At 66.1% G+C, this 18,419-nt stretch carries 13 protein-coding genes; 8 read left to right on the forward strand and 5 right to left on the reverse strand.

Annotation, left to right across the window (positions count from 1 at the left end; genetic code table 11):
- Window positions 1–18: 18 nt before the first annotated feature.
- Genes DBW_RS16485 through DBW_RS16500 form a run of 5 tightly spaced genes read right to left on the reverse strand, consistent with a single transcriptional unit; the run spans window position 19 to window position 5,100 of the window.
- Window positions 19–492: a DUF2062 domain-containing protein gene (locus DBW_RS16485; protein WP_066729036.1), complete on the reverse strand. Its 474-nt coding sequence runs from the start codon at window positions 490–492 to the stop codon at window positions 19–21.
- Window positions 470–1,522 carry a prolipoprotein diacylglyceryl transferase family protein gene (locus DBW_RS16490; protein ID WP_066729038.1) on the reverse strand — a complete coding sequence of 351 codons (1,053 nt, stop codon included), beginning with the start codon at window positions 1,520–1,522 and terminating at the stop codon, window positions 470–472. Before DBW_RS16490 ends, DBW_RS16485 begins: the two co-directional genes overlap by 23 nt.
- Entirely contained in the window at window positions 1,519–1,680 is a 162-nt protein-coding gene (locus DBW_RS18660) for a hypothetical protein (protein ID WP_157471929.1), read from the reverse strand. The genes DBW_RS16490 and DBW_RS18660 overlap by 4 nt, the downstream gene beginning before the upstream one ends.
- A gap of 2 nt (window positions 1,681–1,682) precedes the next feature.
- Window positions 1,683–2,720 (reverse strand): phosphatidylserine decarboxylase, encoded by a 1,038-nt coding sequence (locus DBW_RS16495; protein ID WP_066729040.1) that lies wholly within the window; start codon window positions 2,718–2,720, stop codon window positions 1,683–1,685.
- Window positions 2,686–5,100: a hypothetical protein gene (locus DBW_RS16500; protein ID WP_066729043.1), complete on the reverse strand. Its 2,415-nt coding sequence runs from the start codon at window positions 5,098–5,100 to the stop codon at window positions 2,686–2,688. Before DBW_RS16500 ends, DBW_RS16495 begins: the two co-directional genes overlap by 35 nt.
- 263 nt (window positions 5,101–5,363) lie before the next feature.
- Between DBW_RS16500 and DBW_RS16505 the strand changes: the two genes are divergently transcribed.
- The 8 genes from DBW_RS16505 (at window position 5,364) to DBW_RS16540 (ending at window position 18,208) form a co-directional block, all read left to right on the forward strand.
- Window positions 5,364–7,169, forward strand: coding sequence for a lysophospholipid acyltransferase family protein (locus DBW_RS16505; RefSeq protein ID WP_066729044.1), 1,806 nt, complete (start codon window positions 5,364–5,366; stop codon window positions 7,167–7,169).
- Window positions 7,170–7,381: 212 nt separating this feature from the next.
- Window positions 7,382–8,845 carry an alkaline phosphatase gene (locus DBW_RS16510; RefSeq protein ID WP_066729046.1) on the forward strand — a complete coding sequence of 488 codons (1,464 nt, stop codon included), beginning with the start codon at window positions 7,382–7,384 and terminating at the stop codon, window positions 8,843–8,845.
- Window positions 8,846–9,104: 259 nt separating this feature from the next.
- Window positions 9,105–10,610 carry a DUF4139 domain-containing protein gene (locus tag DBW_RS16515; protein WP_066729048.1) on the forward strand — a complete coding sequence of 502 codons (1,506 nt, stop codon included), beginning with the start codon at window positions 9,105–9,107 and terminating at the stop codon, window positions 10,608–10,610.
- A gap of 157 nt (window positions 10,611–10,767) precedes the next feature.
- A complete protein-coding gene (locus DBW_RS16520) occupies window positions 10,768–12,804 on the forward strand; it encodes a M3 family metallopeptidase (RefSeq protein WP_197463670.1) in 2,037 nt (678 codons plus the stop codon).
- A 206-nt stretch (window positions 12,805–13,010) separates the two neighbouring features.
- On the forward strand, window positions 13,011–13,505 hold the full coding sequence (locus tag DBW_RS16525) for a SixA phosphatase family protein (protein WP_066729053.1): 495 nt from the start codon (window positions 13,011–13,013) through the stop codon (window positions 13,503–13,505).
- Window positions 13,506–13,595: 90 nt separating this feature from the next.
- The gene (locus DBW_RS16530; protein ID WP_066729054.1) at window positions 13,596–14,450 is read left to right on the forward strand and encodes a polyphosphate kinase 2 family protein; all 855 of its coding nucleotides are present in this window, start codon (window positions 13,596–13,598) and stop codon (window positions 14,448–14,450) included.
- Entirely contained in the window at window positions 14,450–15,406 is a 957-nt protein-coding gene (locus tag DBW_RS16535; protein ID WP_066729055.1) for a CHAD domain-containing protein, read from the forward strand. The genes DBW_RS16530 and DBW_RS16535 overlap by 1 nt, the downstream gene beginning before the upstream one ends.
- A gap of 96 nt (window positions 15,407–15,502) precedes the next feature.
- Window positions 15,503–18,208: a methyl-accepting chemotaxis protein gene (locus tag DBW_RS16540; protein WP_066729057.1), complete on the forward strand. Its 2,706-nt coding sequence runs from the start codon at window positions 15,503–15,505 to the stop codon at window positions 18,206–18,208.
- The last annotated feature ends 211 nt before the right edge of the window (window positions 18,209–18,419 follow it).

Genomic DNA, 18,419 nt, shown 5'->3' on the forward strand with positions numbered 1-18,419 from the left:
CATGAAATCTTGCCCCAGCTACGCCCTCGCGCCAAGGGCGACGACCAGGCGCAGGCTGACCGCGTAGAGGAGCGGCAGCAACAGTGGAGCGGTCAGCGCCCAAGCGCAAAGGGCGGCGCCACCGGCATTCGCCAGAGTGTGGAGGAGATCGTCGGTTGCCGCGACCGGAGTGGCTGCCGGAAACCAGGCGCCGCCGAGGCGCAGGTAGGGCCAGGCGAGGAGCAACTGCAGCGGCCAGGCGGCATAATTGCCGGCCTGCACCGCTAAAGGGTTGAGTCGCAGCGGCAGCGCAACCACCAGGCAGAGGAGGCTCGTTCCCCAGGGGAGCGGCATCACCCCGACGAGGGCACCGACCGCCAGCGCCCGGGCCGCTGGGCCGGGCCCGAGACCGTCACCGAGGAGTTTCAGCAGGGGATCGAGCAGGCGCCGCCGCAACCATTCGCGGTAGCAGTGGACGGCGGCGCCCGGTTCAGATGCGTTCGCGATGGACATGGAAGGAGAGGGTCGCGCCGGTTACGGCGCTGCGCCCGGTATAGAGAAAGATCACCAGCCAAAGTGCCTGCAGGGCGAGGAGCAGCGCCGGCTGCCAGAGGGCAGCCAGCCCGGCGCCGAGGTCGGGGCGCAGCGTGGCGGGAGCGGCGAAGTACCAGGCCATGGCCAGAGCGTAGGGGATGGCCGCCAGACCCATCCACTGGTAGGCCGAGAAGGACTGGTCGCCACGGTAGTCGGCGCGCAGCAGCTCGGAAGCGACCCGCCACCCCTGTGTCACCAGGGTGCCGAGGAGGAAGGCGAGGGCGAAGTGGCCGGCGAGAAAAAGGCCGATATTGAGCAGCCCGGTCGTCACATAAAGAGTCGCGGTGAGCATCTGCACCGGCACCACCGGCTTTCCGGCGAGGCCGCTGGCATAGGCGATCTTCTTCAGTTCCCCGGAAAAGACCAGCGGCCGGCGCCCGAAGAGACGCCGCAGCAACGGTCCGCATTCCTCCAGCGGCTTGCCGTAGCAGCAGCCGAAGCTGAGGCAGGCGAGGCGCCCGAGCCCTTCGCCGAAGGCATAAGCGGTGACGATCGCCGCCAGCGTCGCCAGGATCGGCAACGGCCGGTCACCTTCGGCCCAGGGGAGGAGATTGGCCAGCCCGACCACCCAGGGAGCAACCAGGGTCCCGACGAAGACGGCGCCGCCGACGGTGAAGGTGTGGGCCTTCCCTTCCACCAGCCAGGCGACCACCCTGGAGGCCGGCACGCAGATGCCGAGCATCAGGATGGCTACGGTCAGCACCGCCGCCAGGGGGGCGTGCAAAGCTCCGAGCAGCAGGAAAAGGATGGCCGTCGCCACCAGGTAGGCGTTGGCGGTGAGCAGGCCGTACCAGGTCAGGTTGAGGCCCTGCCAGGCCCCGTCGGCATTCCGGCGCCGCGGCAGGGCCGCAAAGATCTGCCAGTTCTCCCGGGGCAGGGTACGCACTCCCCAGGCGAGAAGGCCATAGCAGAAGAGCGCCAGCAGCAGCACGAAGAGGGTCGGGTTCATGTCGGGGACTCCTCCTTGCGCAGGCTCGGCCGGGTCGCCGTCGGCCAGTCGAGAAGGTCGCCGAGGGAGGCCTCGGAGGCTTCGGCCAGGTAACGCAGCCCCCAGTAGAGCCCGAGGGTGGCGCCGAGCAGGAGGAGGAGCAGGGTCATCGGGTTCATGGTCAATTCTCCTTGTCGTGAACAGGTTGGATCGTTTCGTACGGCCAGGCAAGAAGCGAACGCACCACCAGTTCGGTCTCGACCAGTGGAGTGCCGAAGCCTTGGGTGAAGCGACTGGCAACGTCGCGGCGCTGCTGATTGGCGAGCAGGTCACCGGCGAATTGGATCCGGTCCGGCTCGAAGAGCAGCACGTCGGTGCTGCTCCCCGGACGGTAGAGGCTCTTCGGCTGCCCCTTGGCGACGAACATCCCCGGTTGCAGCGGCTGCGGGTCGTCGTAGCGCGTCGTGCTGTAGCGCTGCTCCACCGCGCCGATCATCAGCGCCACCACCTCGATCATCGCCACCCGGCCGACCTGCGAACCGCCGGCAACGTCGGTGTCGATAATGGTCACTACCCGCCGGTTCTTCGAGTAGGGAGTGGCGATGGTCACCACCGCCTGCGGGTTGCAGGAGTGGTAGCTGCCGTCGAGCTCGTAGATTTCAGAGACCTCACCGGAGACCGGCAGGTGGTTGTAATGGTACTTGTCCGGGGTGAGGCGAAAGACCGCGAAGTCGCCGCCGGCGAAGACCGCCTGCCAGCCCCGCCGGGTTTCGCCGAGCAATTCCGCAAAGGAGAAGAACTTGTCCTTGAGAAAGAGATGGCTGGTCTCCCGGCAGGAGCCGACGATCACCCGGGCGTCGGCCGGCGAGACGATCGCCGCCGGATCTTCCGGCAGCGGCCGGCATTCCCAGTAGCGGATGCGCCGCTCGAAGACCTTGCGCGCGGTGTCGAGCGCCTCGGGCGGATCGAGGCACTCGCCGAGGTCGACCCCGCATTCGCACAAGAAGCGGCGATTGCCGGCGACCCGGGTCGCCAGCGCCAGGTCGTAGTTAAAGAAGCCGAGCAGCGCGCTGCTGCGCGCCCCGGTCAACAGGTTGAAGAGGGCCGGCGCCCGTTCCCGCAGCGGGTGGTAGAGAAAGCGCACCAGCTGGTCGCCGAAGAGGCGCTCGGCACGCACCGCGCCGCTAGAGCGCTCGATGTAGTGATGAGCGAAGGTCATGATCGTCCTTGTCGTGGCTCGCGGTCGCGCCCGCGGAATCGTCGGCGGCGACGGTCAAAAGGAGCAGGCCGATCAGGCGCTGCAGCGTCGCGGCGGAGGCGCTGCCGTCGAGCACTTCCTGGCAGAAGCCGGCCCAGGAGTGCCCCGGTCCCTGGGGGAGCAGTTCACCCAGAGCCCGGCGCAGGGGCTCTGCAAGGGTGGGCGTGAGCCGGACCAGGTCGGCGGCCAGTTCACCGAGAGCCGCACGCAGCTGGGTCCGGCGCAGCTCTTCGCGGTAATAGCGCTCGGCGGCGAGGTTGAATTCCCGGGCCGGTACCCGCATCGGGTTGCCGGCCCCCAGGGTTCCGAGAATACCGGCCGTCAGCCGGCCGGCCGCTCCGTGCAGCGCCGGTTCCTCAAGGCGCCGGGAAAAATCGTCCAGGACATCACCGACGCCGAGGCTCTCGACCAGGTCGGCGGCTTCTTCCCGCAGCATCTCGAGCAGGGTCCGCTGGTATTCCAGTACCGGCACCCGGAAATAGCCCGGATAGCGGCTGCTCGGTCGCACCTTGCGGGTGCGCTGCAGGATGCGCCGCAACAAGAGGTTGCGGCTGCTGCGGCGGACGTAGAAGGTCGGGATGCCGGCGGCGGCGAAGAAGAAGATCTGCCGGCGCTCGCTCTCCGTCACCGGGTCGTCGGGAACCAGGCGGTGATGGAGGCGGCCGGTCGCCATCTGCCGGTAGGCGAAGGTGGTCACCAGGGTCTGCAGCGCCGCCGCTGCAGCGAGATCGGCTCCCAGGTCGGGAAAGAGGCTGTAGTGACGCCCCTCGAAACCGGAGAAGCCCATTGCCGCGAACTGGCGCTGGCGGCAGAGGAGATAGAGGGACATCTGCGGATCGAAGGCGCCCAGCGCCGCCAGGTCACCCTTGAGCCGCTCGTGGTTGCCCAGGCGACCGTCCAGCGCCGGGCTCGCCCAGGTCGAAAGGAGCGCTGCCGGATAGTCGATGAGGCGGGCATCGGGGATGAAATCACCGCGCAGGCCAAAGCCGGCGCTCAGGGACTGATCGAGCCACCCGGGACCGAACGGGGTCAGCGACCGGCCGCAGATCGCCAGGTCGGCCTTCTTGCGCCAGCGCCGCCAGAGCATGCGCAGGTGGGTGTAATCGAGCTCGTGAGGAAGAAAACCGAGGGCGAGTTCCGGATGGAAATCGGAAAATCCCATGCGTGAGGGGGCGGCGCTGCAGGTACCGACGAAGAGGGGGAGAAAATGCTCGATGCACTTGATGGCAAGGTCGCCGGCATACTTCTCCTCCGCCGCGCCGAAACCCGAGGCCGGGTCGGCCACGGCGGCGCTGAGCAGGCGGCTGCCGAGACTGATGTGGGTGCCGTTGTTGGCGAGGCTGGTGTTGGAGACGTTGGGGAGGACCACCAGGTTGTTGGTGATGATCCCCGCCTCGCGCAGCTTGGCCACCGCCTGCAGCTGGCTGCGGCTCAGCACCTGGTGACAGAGTTCCATGTAGCGGTGCTTCTTCTCGCCCTGGTCCCAGCCCGACAGGCAGGGGCTCATGAAGAGCTCGCGGTAAAAGCCGTCGGCGATCAGGCCGTTGAGTTCGCGCTGCCGCACCGGAGTCTGCGGCGCGAAGTAAATGCGCGCCTGCTGGCCACTTTCGGTCAGGCCGAAGCGACGATTGGCGTATTCAACGATCAGTTGCGAAAGGAGATAACGCCGGGCAGTCTCGCGGGCCAGTGGCGCCCCGTAGCCGGGACCGGGTACTAGGGAAAGCACGCGAAAAGAAAAGGTTTCGGGGCTGGTGTTGTCGCTGAGAAAATGCGCCAGCAGGCGCTCGCCGCAGGTAGCGAGGGGGCGCGGCAGGCCGCCGTCGGCGGCGATGGCGTCGGCCAACCCGAGCTTGAGCAGGTAGCTGACGGGGATCCGCAACTGCTCTTCGCCCTGCTGCTGGATGACGAAGCGTGCGACGTCAGTGCGCTGACCGGCTGCCGGATCCCCCTTGTCGGCGAGCAGATCGTGCTCCAGGACCGCCCCGGCGGCGGGGGCGAGCAGCCGGCGCGGGAATCGGACCCAGCTGTTTTCCCAGACCTGCTCGCGGTTCTCGGCCAGGAACCGTTCCAGTTCACCGAGGAGTTTCGGCGAGGTGTCGCCGGCCCTGGTACGGCGGACGATATTGGCGAAGTAGTTGGAGTCGGCGATGGTCTGCGGCAGGTCGACAGATTCGCGACGGCCGATGACCACCGCCTGCAGCTCGCTCTCACCGCCGGCGGTAACATCGGCGCCGCTGAAAGGGAGCTGGCTTCCGAGTCCCCGTAACAGGCGGGGGAGATCGAACCCGGCGCGACGGGTTGAGTCGGGAAAAGTGACGAGTCGCTGGGGACGGCTGGGCATGGTCCTCCTTGCGGGGCAGCAATGCATTCTGGCTGCCTGATGGGCCAGGAAACTAATTCCCCTCTGTTCATCCGCCGCTACGGTTTGATGATTTTTTGGTTAGAGCGACAGGTCCCATGGGTCCTATAGGCCTTATAGGTCCTATGCGACCCATGGGACCATTGATCATTCCCCCTTCACCGATTTCTCATCCCGCCGCAACATGCCGCTAACCGGCTCCCGCCACGCTGCCACCACGCTAGTCTTTAACGTGGAGGAAATTCATGCCCCAGGTCCCCGAACTTACGTCCTCACCCTTCACCCTCCCCCATCAGTGGCGTCCGGTGGCCCCCATCGCCCGGCGCCTGCTCGCTCTCGACCGCTGTCAGGAGATCTATGCCGGACTTCCCGCCGACCTGCGCGGCGCTGAATTCATCAGCCGCCTGCTCGGAGCCCTGTCGCTGCGGGCCGACTGCACCCGCTCGGACCGCGAGCGCATTCCCGCACAGGGGGGGCTGCTGGTGATCGCCAACCACCCCTTCGGCGCCGCCGAAGGGCTGCTGCTCGCTCACCAGTTGCTCCAGGTCCGCTCCGACGTGCGGATTCTTGCCAACCATCTATTGAACCGTATTCCGCAACTCAAGGACCTGCTGATCGCCGTCGACCCCTTTGGCGGTCCGGGTGCCGCCCCCGGCAATCGCCAGCCGCTGCGCCAGGCGCTGCGCTGGCTGAAGGAGGGCGGCGTCCTGGTGGTCTTCCCCGCCGGCGAGGTCTCGCACCTCCAGGTCGGCCGCAACGGGGTCAGCGATCCGCCCTGGGCGGAGAATCTCGCCGGACTGGTCCGCTGCAGCGGCGTCCCGGTGCTGCCGGTCTGGTTCGGTGGCGGCAACGGCGCCACCTTCCAGCTGGCCGGCCTGCTCCACCGGCGCCTGCGCACCGCCCTGCTGCCGCGCCAACTCCTCAACAAGCGCTGCCGCACCCTGCCGATGCGCATCGGCGGGGTGATAGGCGCCGACAAGCTTGCCGGCTTTTCCAATGACGCCGCCCTGGTCGATTACCTGCGACTGCGCACCTACCTCCTCGGCAGCCGTTCCCAGCCCCGCAGCGGCGAACGCGGGGACGCGGCGCGGCCGCAGGCGCCGCTGGTGCCGGCACGCATCCCGGAGGCCCTGGCCGCCGAAGTCGCCGCTCTCGGCGCCGAACAGCGCCTCACCGGCAGTGGCGAGCTCGAAGTCTATCTTGCCGACGCCCGTCAGATTCCGCAGCTGCTGCTGGAGATCGGTCGGCTGCGCGAGGTCACTTTTCGCGCCGTCGGCGAAGGAACCGGCCGCGAACTCGATCTCGACGAGTATGACAACCACTACCAGCATCTCTTTCTCTGGAACGCCAGGCGCCGGGAAGTGGCCGGCGCCTACCGCATCGGCCGGGTCGACCCGCAGCGGGGTCTCCCCCCCGAACGCTTCTATACCCACACCCTGTTCCGCTACGGCGCACAATTCCTGGAACGCCTCGGCCCGGCCCTGGAGCTGGGCCGCTCCTTCGTGCGTCCCGAATACCAGCGCCAGTTCGCGCCGCTGCTGCTGCTCTGGAAGGGGATCGGCGCCTTCCTCGTCCGCAACCCCCATTACCGGGCCCTGTTCGGACCGGTCAGCATCAGCCAGGACTACAGCCAGCTGTCAAAGGAGCTCCTCACCGATGCCCTGCGCGTCAACTGCTTCTCTCCTGACCTGGCCCGGCTGGTGGCGCCGCGTACCCCGATCCGGCTGCAACCTCCGGCGGTGGCTGGTTGCGACCGCGGCCTGTTGCAGGCTTTGGGCCGGGATCTCGCCGCGGTCGAGGAGCTGATCGCCGAAATCGAGCCGGGACCGGGGGGGATCCCGGTGCTGCTGCGCCACTACCTCGGCCTCGGCGGCCGGGTCCTCGCTTTCAACCTCGACAAGGAATTTTCCGACGTCGTCGATGCCCTGGTGGTGGTCGACCTCAACCAAACCGACTTCAAGACCCTTACCCGCTACCTCGGGCGGGAGGGGGCCGCAACGTTCCGCGACTATCCGGAAAACCACGGCGGCGGTCATGCCGCCTGTGCCTGAGTCCTTCACAGGAGGGTGCAATCGGCCGGTTCCCATGGAGCCGGCCCTTTTTTCGTGACATCGATTCCTGGCTGCTTGCCGGTCCCGGACGGCCACCCAGAACACAAACAACACAATTATTATTTTTCGCTAACCCTTATCTCACCAGGCCCCGCCAAGCTCCCCCCATCGACCCTGACGGGTCCCAACCCTATCGATGGAGGAGTAGAAGCATGAACTTGCAGCGCATGATGTTCCTGGCCCCCTGGTTTCTGGCCGCCGCCCTGCTCGGCGGTTGCGGCGACAGCGATTCCAGCTCCACAGCCACCCCGAGCGCCCAGACCCAAGCCACCACGAAGAATGTCATTCTCGTCATTGGCGACGGCATGCAGGAGGAGAGCGAGCGGGCCGGCAGCCTCTACCTGACCGGCACCAGCCGCGGCCTGACCTTCCACGCCCTGCCGGTCCAGGGCTTCGTCACGACCTGGGATGTGACCACCTACGACCGCTACGCCTGGGATCTCGGCATGGCGCAATACGACCCGGCCACCTTCAAGCCGGTCGTCGGCTACGACACCAACCGCGGCGGCACCATGCCCTACCCCGAAGTCGCCTGGGGGGACGACAACTATTTCCTGACCAAGCTCAATGCCTGGGGCGGGACCGGTCCCAAGGAACCGGCCACCGACTCGGCTTCGGCCGGAACCGCCATGGCGACCGGGATCAAGACCGACGATGGCAACATCGCCTGGCGCTCCGGCGACCCGGCTGACGGCGCCCTGGAGACGATCGCCGAAAAGATGCGCACCCAGAAGGGTGCGGCGATCGGCGTCGTCAGCACCGTGCAGTTCTCCCATGCCACCCCGGCGACCTTCGTCTCCCACAACGTCAATCGCAACAACTACGGCGAGATCGCCGCCGAGATCATCAACACCGTCAAGCCCGAGGTGGTGATCGGCGGCGGGCATCCAAACTGGAAGTCCGGCAATATCGACCCCGCCGATTATGCCGCGCTGGTCGACGGCAGCGCCGGCTACACCCTGGTCGAGCGCACGGCCGGCGTCGATGGCGGCACCGCCCTGCTTGCCGCCGCCGCGACCCTCCCTGTCAACGGGCGCCTCTTCGGTCTCTTTGGCGGCAGCGGCGGCAATTTCGAGTACCCGGTCCCGACCACCGACGGCAGCGCCGTCGTCAATCGCGGCTCGATCGAGAACCCGACCCTCGCCCAGGCGAGCGAGGCCGCCCTCGAAGTCCTCGCCCGCGACCCCGACGGCTTTTTCCTGATGGTCGAGCAGGGGGACATCGATTGGGCCAACCATGCCAACAACTACACCGACATGATCGGCACCATCGATGACCTCGACAAGGCGGTTGCCCGGATTATCGCCTTCGTCGATCAGCCCGGCGACAGCATCGACTGGAACAACACCCTGCTCATCGTCACCACCGACCATGGCAACAGCTACCTGCGCCTCCTCGATGAGGCGGCGCTGCGCAACGGCCAGATTCCGGCCGATCTGACCGGCATCGTCAGCTATGGCACCGGCAACCACACCAACGAGCTGGTCAACTACTACTCCCGCGGCGCCGGCAGCGAACTTTTCGCCGACTTCGCGGGGGAATGGTATCCGGGAACGCAAATCATCGACAACACCCGCATTCATAGCGTCATGCAGCGGGCGGCAGGGGTGCAATAGATTCCTGCCATTTCAGCATGGCGTCTCCCTCGGGGAGACTGGATTCCGGAGACGGGGAGTGGGCTGGCGCCCCTCCCCGTCTCTTTTGGGGCCCCACGGGACCAGAGTGAAGCGGCCGGCTCAGGACCCGTAGCCAATCGCGGGGAGGGGAGTCAAACCGCCAGGCCCGATTTGACCACAGGGCGGTTTGTTGTATTGTGAAGGGCGCACCATCGCTCTTCACCCGACGAACTGCCCCGCATCGCCCCAGGAGGAATGGATGAACCCGCTTTGCCTTATCGGTCTGATCCTGTTGCTGGTCTGCCCCACGTCGCTGCTGGCCCGGCCGGTCGAAGTGCTGGTCTATCCGGAGGGGGCCACCATTACAGAACAAAGGAGTGCAGCCGTGGTTGCCGGCGCGGTGACCCTGACCCTGCCGGAAGCCGCCGACCCCGAATCGCTGCAGCTCGCCACCGTCGGCGGCAAAGCGGCCATCAGCGCCCTGCGCTACGAATCGACCCTGGCGCCGGCAGGGGATTACCAGGCGCTGCGGGACGCGATCGCGGCGACGCAGGAGCGCTTGCAGGCGGTTGAAGATACCCTCCAGGCCAGGCTCAGGGCCCTGGAGTTGTGGCACGCGCCCCTCGGAGAACAATTCCAGACCGCCGGCGAGGTGCAGAAACTGGCCGACCTGCTCCTCGCCAACAGCGAAAAGCTCTACCAGGACCGTTCGCGCCTGGAGAAGGAAAAGAAGAAGATCGAGAAAGACCTGCACGAACTTGAACAAAAACTTGCCGACGCCACCAGCCGGCAACACCGCAGCTGGTCGGTCCACCTCACCCTCGCCGGAGCCGGGACGACCGAGGTGCTGCGTTATTCCTACCGGGTCCGGAATGCCGACTGGCAACCCCTTTACACCCTCGATGCCCGCCCCGGGGCCAGGCAGATAGAGTGGGACTGGCGCGCGCAGGTCAGGCAAAGCACCGCCGTCGACTGGAAGGATGTCCGCCTGCTGCTGGCCACGGCCGAACCGGTGGTCACCCTGACGCCCCCCGCCCTCCAACTCTGGTTCATTCGACCGGCGAACGATTATCCGCTGCCGGCGCCGCGTCTCATGAGCAAAGCAGCCATGCCCGAGTCGCTGGCCCAGGATTTTGCCGCTGCCGCCCCCGCCCCCGTCCGGCAGGCGGGAACCCTCTTCGATATCTACGATTTGGGCCAGCAGACGCTGCTGGCCGGCGCAAGCTATCAACTGAAGATCCGCGACGGGGTCTGGCCGGCGCAGTTCGCCTACCTGGTGCGCCCCTTCGAGTCGCCGCAGGCCTTTCTCTCGGCCAAACTCGAATTCGACACCCTGCTCCCGATGCCGTCGGGGCCGGCCAGCATCCTGGTCGAAGGGGTCTTCGTCGGCCACCGGGAGTTCGCGCTGCTGGCGAAGAAGCTCGATCTCCCTTTCGGCAACGATCCGCAGATTCAGGTCAAGGTCACGCCGACGCGGGAAGCCGACGAAGGGGGCGTCTTCAGCCGGACCAAATCCCAGACCTGGCAGTGGGCGGTCGCGGTCACCAACAACAAGCCGATCGCGGTCAGGGTGAGGGTCGAAGACAGCCCTCCCCAGGTCGAGGACAAACGGATAAAACTGACGGCGACCTCGACCGCAAACGGGTCGCAGGAAGACGGCCCGGCCACCTGGGAACTCGAACTGCAGCCCGGGGCGCAGCAGACCATCCACTACGGCTACACCATCGAGTACCCGGCCGAAATGCAGGTGGAGTTGGGACGCTAGAAGCCGGTCCGCCGATGCGGATAGCAGCGAAAATCCAGAGATTTGGAGCCGGACTTGCAGCCGACTTTAAGATAGTCCGACAAACTGCCAGGTGTTACGGGCCCCTCCCGAATGCAGCGCGGGTTGCTCCAGTGGGCGGACATAAGGAGAAACAATGATGCAACGGCGGCACCTGGCGGGAATCGTAGTTCTGCTGTTGCTCACCCTCGGCGGCTGTGGGGAGAACGGCAGCAGGCAGGAAACGGCGAGCCGGGAACCACTACAGGTCGTCTACCAGCCGGGGGAGATCACCTCCGCCGCAGCTGCCGCCATGGACCAGGCGGCGGCAGAACTGGACGCCCTGAGCCGGCTTGTCGTTGCCAGCCGCAGCGGCGGCGCCCTGCTCCGGTTCGAGGCCATTCTCGGCGCGCTGGATGGCCGGATGCTGGTCCTGACCTCCATGGGCGATGTGGCCACGGACGCCGCCGTCCGCCAGGAAAGTTTTGCCGCCCGCGACACCTACGAGAGTTTTCTCGCCTCTGTCTATACCCGCAACGACCTCTTCCAGGCCATCAGCCAGACCGTTCCGGCAGATGAGAACGAGCGGCAGCTGCTCGCTTACCACCGGCAGCGTTTCACCAAAGGGGGGCTTGGACTGGACGCGGCGCAACAGGGGGAACTGGTCGCGGCGCTGGCGACCATTGACAGCAAGGAGAGTCAGTTCCAGCAGAATATCGCCAACGATCAGACCACCCTGCAGTTCACCTCCCAGGAACTGCTAGGCGTGCCGCCGGCAGACCTCGCCCGCCTCCCGACCACAACCAGCGGTGATTACCTGGTCACCACCGAGTATCAGAATTTTGATCTGGTCGTGAAGTATGCCCATGATCCGGAGACCCGCCGGCGGATGATGCTCGCCTACAGTCAGATCGGCGGCCAGGCCAACATCGACCTGCTCAGCGCGGCGATCGCGGCGCGGCAGCAGAGTGCCAGGCTGCTCGGTTACACCAACTGGGGGGATTATCAGACCGACGGCCGCATGGCGAGGACTTCGGCAGCAGCCATGGCGTTGCTGAACCGGATTGCTGGCGAGCTTGCACCCCGCTTCGCGACGGACATGCAGGCGATGCTGGCCGCGAAACAGGGCGCGGACCCCGGCGCCGGCCAGCTGGACTCCTGGGACATCCCCTATTACGCCCAAAAAGTCCAGGCGCAGCAGTACAGCTACGATGAGGCGGCCACCAAGGAATATTTCTCCCTGGACGGGGTGTTTGCCGGCCTGCTCGATCTGTGCCGGGAACTTTTCGGCATCCGGCTCGCAGCGGTCGAGGGGGCCGTAGTCTGGGACCCCTCGGTGCAACTCTATGCCCTGCGCGACGATCGGAGCGACGCCCTGCTCGGCTACGTCTACCTCGACCTCTACCCGCGCGACGGCAAGTACGACTGGTTCGCCACCGGGGTGTTGCGCGATGGACGCCTGCTGGACGACGGCCGTTTGCAGAAACCGGTGACCCTGTTGATCGGCAATTTCATCCGCGGCGCCAATGGCGAGCCCCCCTTGCTGACCCCCTTCGATGTGGAGACCCTCTTTCACGAGTTCGGCCATGTCTTGCAGCTGACCCTCAGCAAGGCCCCCTACACCTCGCTGAGCGGCTATCACAGCCCAATGGATTACATCGAAATCCCCTCGCAGCTGCTGCAGTTCTTTGCTCGCGACCGGGAACTCCTCCGGCGGATTTCCGGTCATTACCTTGACCAGAACCGAAAGATCCCCGATCCGCTGCTGGATGCCGCGCTCGCCAGCGCCAGCTTCAACCTCGGGTACAATTACACGCGCCAGATCTGGCAGAGCGAGGTGGACATGACTCTCCACACCGCCGCGACGCCCCTCGACCCAACCGCGACCTGCAATGCTCTGCACCGGGAGTTGCTCGGCATCGACCTGCCCGCGGGAAACCTCTACCTGGCGGGGTTCGGACATCTGATGGGCGGCTACGATGCCGGCTATTACGGCTACCTGTGGGGCGAGGTCTATGCCTGGGACCTTCTCTCGGAGTTCCAGCAGACTGGCTTTGCCGACCCGCAGGTCGGCCGGCGTTATCGCCAGGCCATCCTGGAGTCCGGGGCGAGCCGGGATCCCTCCGAACTGATCACCGATTTTCTCGGCCGGCCGGCAACTGACGCCGCTTTCTACCGCTGGGTGGGTATTAAGTAAGAGAGGTCACAGCGGCGGGAAAAAGGCCAGGTACGATTCCCGCAGCCCGAGACCCTGGAAGTTTTTGGTCTCGAAGGTCTCAAGCACGCCGGTCCCTGCGAAAAAAACACCCGCCTTTATCCTGCGCTAACAATCTTCGGCTAGAAGATAAAAGCTCACCCGCTTTTGCAGGCATTTCCCCCCACCCCGGACCAGGGAGCTACGCCATGATTCTCTACCTCTTGCGCCATGCCAAGGCGATCCCCCGCCAGGGGGGGATTCCCGAAGAACAGCGCTACCTCACCAGCGAAGGACGGGAAACCTTCAACCTGAACTCACTCCACTTCCGCGAGGGGGGGATGAAGCCGGATCTGATCCTGACCAGCCCACTGATCCGCTCGGTACAGACCGCCGAAATTCTCGCCTGCACCTTCGGCTTTACCGGTCCGCTGCTGGTGGAACCGCTGCTCGCCCCCGGCTTCGGTCGCAGCCAGCTGCGCCGGCTGCTCAGCCAGCACGAGGCGATCAAGGAGTTGGTCCTGGTCGGCCACGAACCCGACCTGAGTCTGCTGGTCACCTCGCTGCTCGGCATCAAGGTCCATTTCACCCTGAAGAAGGGGGACCTGGTCGCCCTGGAGATTGATGACAAAGGGAAGGCCGCCTTTCGCTGGCGGACCTACAAGGGGGATTTCACCGACTCGCCCCTCGATACCAAGGATTGACTCACCCGCTGGCAGCGAACCGGCTCCCTGCTAGAGTTGAAGTGTGATCGCACCAGAGTCGCCCGAACTCAGCCCGAAGGGAGAAACTCCATGAATTACCGCCAGCGTTTTCGCATCGGGGAAGGGGAAAAGGTCGACCTCAAGCGCTTCGATCCCGACACCACCGACGGCCACCACGACAAGCAATCTGCCAACGCCGAGATTGCCCAACTGCTGCCGCACCTGCAGCAGCTACAGGCACTCCTCTATGCCGAGAATCGCCGCTCGCTGCTGATCTGCCTGCAGGCGATGGACGCCGGCGGCAAGGACGGCACCATCCGCCACGTGATCGGCCCCCTCAACCCCCAGGGGACCCGGGTGCACAGCTTCAAGGTCCCCACGCCGGAAGAGGCCGCCCACGATTTTCTCTGGCGCATCCATCGCCAGGTGCCGGCCAGAGGGGAGATCGCCATCTTCAACCGCTCCCACTACGAGGACGTCCTGGTCACCCGGGTCCACCAGCTGGTGCCGAAAAAGGTCTGGTCGCAGCGCTACCGGCAGATCGTCGCCTTCGAAGAGAATCTGACGGCCGCCGGTACGCAGATCCTCAAGTTCTTTCTCCACATCAGCCCCGAAGAGCAACTGCGGCGCTTCAAGCAGCGTCTCGACGACCCGGGGCGCCACTGGAAGATCAGCCTCGCCGACTACAGCGAGCGGGAACTCTGGCCCGACTACCAGCAGGCCTACGCCGAGGCGCTGGCGAAGACCAGCACCGCGACGGCCCCCTGGTTCGTCATCCCCGCCAATCACAAGTGGTTTCGCAACCTCGCCGTCACCCGGATTCTCATCGAAACCCTCGAAGCGATGAAGATGGCCTACCCGCCGCCGAGCGTCGATCTCGAGGAGATCCGGCAACGCTACCACGCGGCGGAACAGGATCCGGTCACGCCAGGGGAACGACAGTGATGACGCAGGGGGGAAAAGATCCGGGCCACGGGCCGGAGCTGTGGCGGCTGCTGGGACAGTTGCTCGAAACCCTGAACGGCCAGCGGACGGAACTTCTCGCCGGCCGAAGGCCCGAATCCCTCCATGACTTTCGCGTCGCCCTGCGCCGCACCCGGGCTCTGCTGGGCGCCTTTGGCCACCTCCTCCCCACCGCCGAGGGGGCGCACTTGCGGAAGGAATTCCGTTGGCTGGGAGCGCAGACCGGGCCGGCCCGCGATCTGGAAGTGTTTCAGCTCCGCCTCGCCGCCGACCTCACTGATTTAGCCGCAGCCACCCGGAGCGACCTGCAGCCGCTGCTCGAACTCCTCGACGCCCGGCACCGTGCGGCCGATTTCCAGCTGCAGCAGGTGCTCGAAAGCCGCCGCTGCCAGCAGCTTTTGGATCACTGGCAGACTTTCCTGGCGGCGGAGCCGCCGGCAGGGGCAGCCGCAGTCCCAGACCGTGAGTCGGCGAAGGAGTTGGCCAGTCGACGCATCCGCAAGCTCTACGTGCGCAGCCTGCGCCAGGGGAAGGGGCTTGATGTCGGGTCACCGGCCGAGGCCTTCCACCGACTGCGCATCACCTGCAAGAAGCTCCGTTACCTCCTCGAATCGCTGCGTCCTATCCCGCCGCGCAAACCGTTCGAAAAACTGATCCAAACCCTGAAAGGTCTGCAGGAGGTCCTCGGCGCCGACCACGACTGCGCCTTTCAGGCGGCTGCCCTGGAGGAACTGGCCCGAAACCTACCCGCCGGCCAGGCGACCGTCGCCACCCTCCTTGCCACGGGACGCCTGCTCGAACGCCTCGAGCGCCGGCGCCTAGCGACCCGGGAGCTCTTCCTGGTCCGCTTCGCCCTTCACACCGGGGTCAAAAACCGCTCCCGGATCGAACGCCTCTTCCCTGACAAACCTTCCTCCAGCCACCGCGTCCCCCGCTAACCAATCCGTAGCCGGCCGTTAATCCAGCGCCAACATTTCCCCGGCAGGCTTCCCCTCCAAGGTACCGGATTCCCCGGACAGGAAGGCTGTCTGCTCATGCAAATCTTCGGCAAGCTCCTCGGTGCGACCCTGGTCGCCATGCTCATCACCCTCGCCATCGGCGGCCTCGGCTGGTTCGGCCTCGATGCCACCCGGGCCGGCCTCGACATGGTGATCCGGATCCGCACCCCGCAGATTCACGCCATCGACCAGATGGTCGAAACCCTCAACACCATCCGCGTTGACGAGTTCGCCCTGGTCAACTCGAGGCTCGAGCCGGAACGCCGTGAACAGATCCTCGTCAGCCTCGGGGAGGCCAGCAGCCGCCTCGCTTCAGGCCGCGCGGCCTTTGCAGCGCTGCCGATGACGCCGCGCCAGGCGGAACTCTGGAGCGAAACCGAAACCGCCCTCGACAGCTGGGCACCCAAGCACCGGCGTATGATCGATCTGGTCGCCGCCAACCGCATCGTCAACGTCGAACTGCTGCCGGGCATCCTCGCCGGCCATCTCCTCGACCATCGCCAGTGGTTCGACGAGCTACGCCGGGCGGTCGGCGACGGCAAACCGTTCCGGGAAGAGACCAGCCCCCTCGCCTGCGGCCTCGGCCGCTGGCTGCCGACCTACCAGAGCGACGACCCCGGCCTGCAGGAACTGCTCGCCGGCTTGCGTGCTCCCCACCAACGGCTGCACGAGGCAAGTGACACCATCGCCGACCTGCTCACGCGCGGCCGGGCCAGGGAGGCGCGCGCACTGCTGGCCCGGGACGGGGCGCCGGCCCTAGGTGACTTTCAGGCGGCGGTCGAATCGACCCGCAGTTATGTCGATGAGCGCCTGACCAATTTCGATGTTGCCATCAACTACGTCTTCGGCGATGTCGCCCGCGCCTTCGATGCCAGCGTCGCCGCCCTCAAAGCGACTACCACCGAAGTTTCGGCCCAAGCCATCACGGACAGCGACCAGGCAACCGCGACCGGCAACCGCAGCCAGACGATCGCCCTGATCGCTACCGTGGTCGGCATCCTCTGCGGCCTGGGCGGCGGCATCCTGCTGGCCCGCCACATGACCCGACGGCTGCGCAGCACGGTACAGGTGCTGGGTGAACTCGAACAGGGGCACCTCGATGTACGTCTGGAACTCGCCGGAAAAGACGAAATCAGTGCCATGAGCCGGGCGATGGATACCTTCGCCGCGGATCTCGAGGAGCGGGTCCGGGGTGTCCATACCGTCGCCGTTGAGCTGGCTGCGGTCGGCAGCCAGATCGACGGCGCCTGTCACCAGGTGACCGAGGCGGCCAACGCCCAGTCCCTAGGAGTTCTTTCGACCCGCACGGCGGTGCAGGAGATTGCGGCGTCGGTGCGACAGGTAAACGAAGGGGTGACGGTGCTGTCGGGCGCCTCGTCCAACGGCACCGCCTCGGTCCTGGAAATGGCCGCGACCAGTGAGGAGCTCGCCGGCAGCGCCGAAAACCTGGCGCGGATCGCCGACGAAGTCGGCTCCTCGATCACTGAAGTCGCCAGCTCGATCCAGCAGGTGGCGGACAACTCCCTCGTCCTCAAGAAATCGGCCGACGCCACCGTCGCATCGGTAACAGAGCTGGACACGGCCCTCGGCGAGGTCGAGAGCGCGGTTTCGGAAACCGCCCAGGTCAGCGCCGGAGTGCGTCGTGACGTCGAGGCGGGACAAGCGGCGATGGCCACGGCCATCGCCGGCAGCCACGAGATTCGCCAGGCCTCCCAGGTAACCGCCACGGCGATCAGCAACCTCTCCGCCAGGGTCCAGGAGATCGGCAAGATTCTCTGCATGATCGACGATGTCACCGACCAGACCCGCCTGCTCGCCCTCAACGCCGCCATCATCGCCGCCCAGGCCGGGGTTCATGGCCAGGGCTTCGCCGTGGTCGCGGAAGAGATCCGCGAGCTCTCCGACCGGGCCAACCAGTCGACCGGCGAAATCGCCCTGGTTATCGACAGCCTGCAGCAGGAGACCGAAAAGGTGGTGGCCGCGGTGCAGCGTACCGAACGCCGCGTGGTCGAGGGGGAAGAACTCGCTCTCGCTTCGGGCGCGGCGCTAACCAAGATCGTCGCAGGGATTCACGAGATTGACCACCGCATGGAACGAATCGGCCGCGCCACCGGCGAACAGGCGGAGAGCTCCAGGGTAATCGGTGCCGCCATGGAAAAAGTTTCGCAGATGGTCGACCACACCGTCCTCGCCACCGGCGAACAGAGCAAGGCGGCCCGCACCATTACCACGGCGGTCGAGCGCCTTCGCAGTTACGCCCTGCAGGTCAAAAACTTGGCCCGCGAGCAGAGCAACGGCAGCAAGGTCCTTGCCGCGGCCATCGAGGAGGTTGACGGCATGATCCGCCAGATCGGTCATGCCTGTGAGGAGCAGACCCGCGGCAGCCAGCAGATCGGCCGGGCGGTGGAGGAGATTCACCACTCGGCGGAGGCGAATCTCGCCGCGTCGGCGGTCCTCGCCGGGGCAGTCGCCAACCAGAAGGTACAGATCGGTATCCTCAACACCCAAATGGGGAGCTTCCGGATCGGCGAACGTTCCCCCGGCACCGAGCTTTTTCCGGGCTCTCCCAGCCAGGAACTCCTCGGTACCGACGGCGGGGGGCAGCGTTCTGCCCAGCGCCCGGAAGGCCCGGCCGACCATGGCAAGCCCGCCGAGAAAAACCCGCACCCCCGCGAGCGAGGCGAAGACGGGACCCGCCGTAGGAATCCTCCGGCACAGGCCTCGCCGGCCGCCAACAGTTGACCCGTGGCAACCCGCACAATCCCGGCGGCGGCGCCAAATAATTTCCACTGGCCCCCCATTTTTAACCGATTTCTAACATCCCCCTGCTATTTCAGGTAAAGTTTCCTTCGGGGCCGTGGTGCCACGAGGGTATGGATCTAACTGCCAACCGCCAGCCCGGGGCCCCCCATGCACCCTGATTCCCCACCCACAGTGCCGGAACCGCAGAGCG

Source organism: Desulfuromonas sp. DDH964 (genome assembly GCF_001611275.1).
Lineage (GTDB): Bacteria > Desulfobacterota > Desulfuromonadia > Desulfuromonadales > DDH964 > DDH964.

Coding starts and splice junctions, on each gene's coding strand:
- DBW_RS16485 (WP_066729036.1), bottom strand. CDS start 492: ATGTCCATCGCGAACGCATCTGAACCGGGCGCCGCCGTCCACTGCTAC.
- DBW_RS16490 (WP_066729038.1), bottom strand. CDS start 1,522: ATGAACCCGACCCTCTTCGTGCTGCTGCTGGCGCTCTTCTGCTATGGC.
- DBW_RS18660 (WP_157471929.1), bottom strand. CDS start 1,680: ATGAACCCGATGACCCTGCTCCTCCTCCTGCTCGGCGCCACCCTCGGG.
- DBW_RS16495 (WP_066729040.1), bottom strand. CDS start 2,720: ATGACCTTCGCTCATCACTACATCGAGCGCTCTAGCGGCGCGGTGCGT.
- DBW_RS16500 (WP_066729043.1), bottom strand. CDS start 5,100: ATGCCCAGCCGTCCCCAGCGACTCGTCACTTTTCCCGACTCAACCCGT.
- DBW_RS16505 (WP_066729044.1), top strand. CDS start 5,364: ATGCCCCAGGTCCCCGAACTTACGTCCTCACCCTTCACCCTCCCCCAT.
- DBW_RS16510 (WP_066729046.1), top strand. CDS start 7,382: ATGAACTTGCAGCGCATGATGTTCCTGGCCCCCTGGTTTCTGGCCGCC.
- DBW_RS16515 (WP_066729048.1), top strand. CDS start 9,105: ATGAACCCGCTTTGCCTTATCGGTCTGATCCTGTTGCTGGTCTGCCCC.
- DBW_RS16520 (WP_197463670.1), top strand. CDS start 10,768: ATGCAACGGCGGCACCTGGCGGGAATCGTAGTTCTGCTGTTGCTCACC.
- DBW_RS16525 (WP_066729053.1), top strand. CDS start 13,011: ATGATTCTCTACCTCTTGCGCCATGCCAAGGCGATCCCCCGCCAGGGG.
- DBW_RS16530 (WP_066729054.1), top strand. CDS start 13,596: ATGAATTACCGCCAGCGTTTTCGCATCGGGGAAGGGGAAAAGGTCGAC.
- DBW_RS16535 (WP_066729055.1), top strand. CDS start 14,450: ATGACGCAGGGGGGAAAAGATCCGGGCCACGGGCCGGAGCTGTGGCGG.
- DBW_RS16540 (WP_066729057.1), top strand. CDS start 15,503: ATGCAAATCTTCGGCAAGCTCCTCGGTGCGACCCTGGTCGCCATGCTC.